We start from the raw sequence: 3,222 nt of genomic DNA, 5'->3' as shown, positions 1-3,222 counted from the left end.
ATATCCTCTTTTTCGTCTGGGTTAAAAGCATTCTTTTAATCATTTGTTGTGCCGTCCATTTGTATTAAATTATTAATACGTAGATTTATACGTAATATTACGTATTTTAAAAATATTTTACGTAGATTTGGAGAAGTACTCAAAAGTTAACCTGTATGCAGCACAAAAATATTATCGTAATAGGAAATGGAATGGTAGGTTATAAGTTTTGTGAAAAGCTGGTCGAAAAGGATTTAAATCTTGCTAATCGGGTAATCGTATTTGGAGAGGAATCCTTTGTGGCTTACGATCGGGTTCATTTATCCGAATATTTTGAAGGAAAAACTCCTGCTGATTTGGCTATGGCCCCTCGTTCCTGGTATGAAGATAATAATTTGATGCTGTATTCTGGTGATCCTATTGTTCAGGTGGATCTAGCTACTAAAACGGTTACTTCTCGAAAAGGCCAAAGTTTCACATTTGATAAATTGGTGTTTGCTACAGGTTCAAGTGCTTTTGTACCTCCTATAAAAGGAAGAGAAAAGGAAGGAGTGTTTGTTTACAGGACGATTGAAGACTTGGAACGGATTAAGGCTTATGCAAAAGATAAAAAATCAGGGACTGTAATAGGAGGTGGGCTTTTGGGTCTTGAGGCTGCCAAAGCATTATTAGACCTTCAATTAGAAACCCATGTGGTGGAGTTTTCTCCAAAATTAATGCCCCGACAATTGGATGAAATGGGTTCTGAAATGCTGAAATCTAAAATGGAGGAATTGCAGATTTCTATTCATATTAATAAAAACACTCGGCAATTTACAGGTGAGAGTAAGGTGGATGGTTTATCCTTTGAAGATGAGGACATGCTGAAAACAGATATGGTGGTTATATCTGCAGGCATAAGTCCCCGTGATGAATTGGCTAAACAAATTGGCCTTAAAATAGGACCAAGAGGAGGGATTGTGGTTAATGACAAGATGCAAACTTCACATCCTGATATTTATGCTATTGGAGAATGTGCGCTTCATAATGAAATGATTTTTGGTTTGGTAGGTCCAGGGTACGAAATGGCAGATGTAGTGGTTAGGCAATTGCTGGAACAGGATGCGGCCTTTACTGGTTTCGATATGTCCACAAAATTAAAATTGATAGGTGTTGACGTGGCCAGTTTTGGAGATGCTTTGGGACAAAAGCCAGGAAAATCTATTGTTTATGAAAACAAGTCTAAAGGAATTTATAAACGCATTAATATTTCCAAAAGTGGAAAACTGTTATTAGGAGGAGTTTTGGTAGGAGATACCTCCGAATACAATATGCTTTGTCAGATGGTCAATAATAAGATCAAAATTCCTGAAGATGCTGAGACTTTAATTATGCAAGGAGGAAATAGAGCCTCACAAATTGGGGTTGGAGTAGAAGCCTTACCTGGGACGGCTATGATTTGTTCCTGCGAAAGTGTCGATAAAGGTACCCTTATCAGTGCCGTTCAGCAAGGAGCCACCGATTTGCCTGAATTAAAATCATGTACAAAAGCGGGTAGTGGTTGTGGGGGGTGCCTTCCTATGGTTAAAGATTTGATGGTTTACCAATTGAAGGAGATGGGCATTACTGTCAAAAAGACCCTTTGTGAACATTTTGAGCTTAGTAGGCAGGAGCTTTTCCATTTGATTAAAGTAAAGGGTTATCGAACTTTTACCGAGGTTCTCCAAAAGGAGGGAAAAGGTTATGGGTGCGAACTCTGCAAACCAGCAGTGGGTTCGATTCTCGCTAGTATATGGAATGATCCCATTCTTAAACAAGACACCATTCATGATACAAATGATCGATTCCTAGCCAACATTCAAAGGGGAGGAACTTATTCTGTAGTACCCAGAATTCCAGGTGGGGAAATTACTCCAGATAAATTGATTGTGATTGGTCAGGTAGCGAAGAAATATGGCTTATACACCAAAATTACGGGAGGGCAACGTATTGATATGTTCGGAGCACGCTTAAATGATCTGCCGAATATTTGGAAAATCCTAGTAGACGCAGGTTTTGAAACAGGACAAGCCTATGGAAAGTCAGTGAGAACCGTGAAAAGTTGTGTGGGGTCTACCTGGTGTCGTTTTGGGGTACAAGACTCTTTGACCATGGCTATTGATATTGAAAATCGATATAAAGGCTTAAGAGCTCCCCATAAAATCAAGTTTGCTGTATCTGGATGTACACGAGAATGTGCAGAAGCTCAAAATAAGGATATAGGTATTATTGCTACAGAAAAAGGATGGGCAATGTACATCTGTGGAAATGGTGGATCTAAACCTCAACATGGCGTTTTGTTTGCCACAGATATTGACACGGAATCCTGTATTAAATATATCGATCGATTATTAATGCTTTACATCCGAACCGCTGAACCATTAAATCGGACAGCCACCTGGTTCAATAAATTAGAAGGGGGATTGGAATATCTTAGGGATGTAATCATTCATGACAGCCTTGGGATTTGTGAGGACCTTGAAAAAGATATGGAAAATCATGTCAATACCTATATTTGTGAGTGGAAAGATGTGGTGGAAGACCCGGAAAAACAGAAGAAATTCAGGCATTTTGTAAACTCTGAAGGCAGTGATGAAACCCTGGAATTTATTGACATTAGAGGACAAAAAGTACCTGCTAATTGGTGAGGGTAAAAATCAATCCTATAAAATTAATCCTATGTTAGAAGTTTTAGAAATATTGAAGTGGGAAAAAGCGGCCCTTGAAAAGGATTTTCCCGAGGATGGAGGAGCCTGTGTGAAATTGGGAGATAAGCAAATAGCTGTATTTAATTTTACATCCAAGGGTGAGTGGTATGCCACCGACAATAGGTGCCCTCATAAGAAACAAATGGTGCTTTCAAGGGGAATAATCGGAGATAAAGGGGGGGAGCCGAAAGTGGCCTGTCCCTTTCATAAGAGGCAGTTTTCATTGGAGTCCGGTGAATGCCTGGATGATGCTGATTGTGGTGCTATCAAAACATATCCCATAAGAGTGGAAGATGGGGTAGTTTATATTGCCGAAAGTTAAAGAGGTAAATTCTTAGGGCTGTATAGAACTATTTTTTATACATGAAAAATGAAACCTAATCGAAGAGGATAGTAGGGGTGTTTAAAATGTATCCAGTCCGTTAGGTTTCGAATAAGTAAGACATACAAAGCTCTCTTCTAATTAAAAAAACCAACTAATTCAGTTGAACAGCTAAATGGAATGAACAAAAAAAAA

2 protein-coding genes are annotated in these 3,222 nt (G+C 38.8%); both read left to right on the top strand.

All coding sequences use genetic code 11. The annotated features are described in order from the left end of the window. The first annotated feature begins 155 nt into the window (after positions 1-155). Complete coding sequence (gene nirB / locus E1171_RS04100) at positions 156-2,645, top strand: nitrite reductase large subunit NirB (protein ID WP_155204371.1); 2,490 nt, start codon at positions 156-158, stop codon at positions 2,643-2,645. Positions 2,646-2,676: 31 nt separating this feature from the next. Beyond that, complete coding sequence (nirD, locus tag E1171_RS04095; RefSeq protein WP_155204373.1) at positions 2,677-3,027, top strand: nitrite reductase small subunit NirD; 351 nt, start codon at positions 2,677-2,679, stop codon at positions 3,025-3,027. Positions 3,028-3,222: the final 195 nt, after the last annotated feature.

Origin of the sequence: Xanthovirga aplysinae, assembly GCF_009711365.1 — a bacterium.
GTDB classification, from domain to species: domain Bacteria; phylum Bacteroidota; class Bacteroidia; order Cytophagales; family Cyclobacteriaceae; genus Xanthovirga; species Xanthovirga aplysinae.
This window is presented reverse-complemented; position numbering and strand designations above follow the sequence as displayed.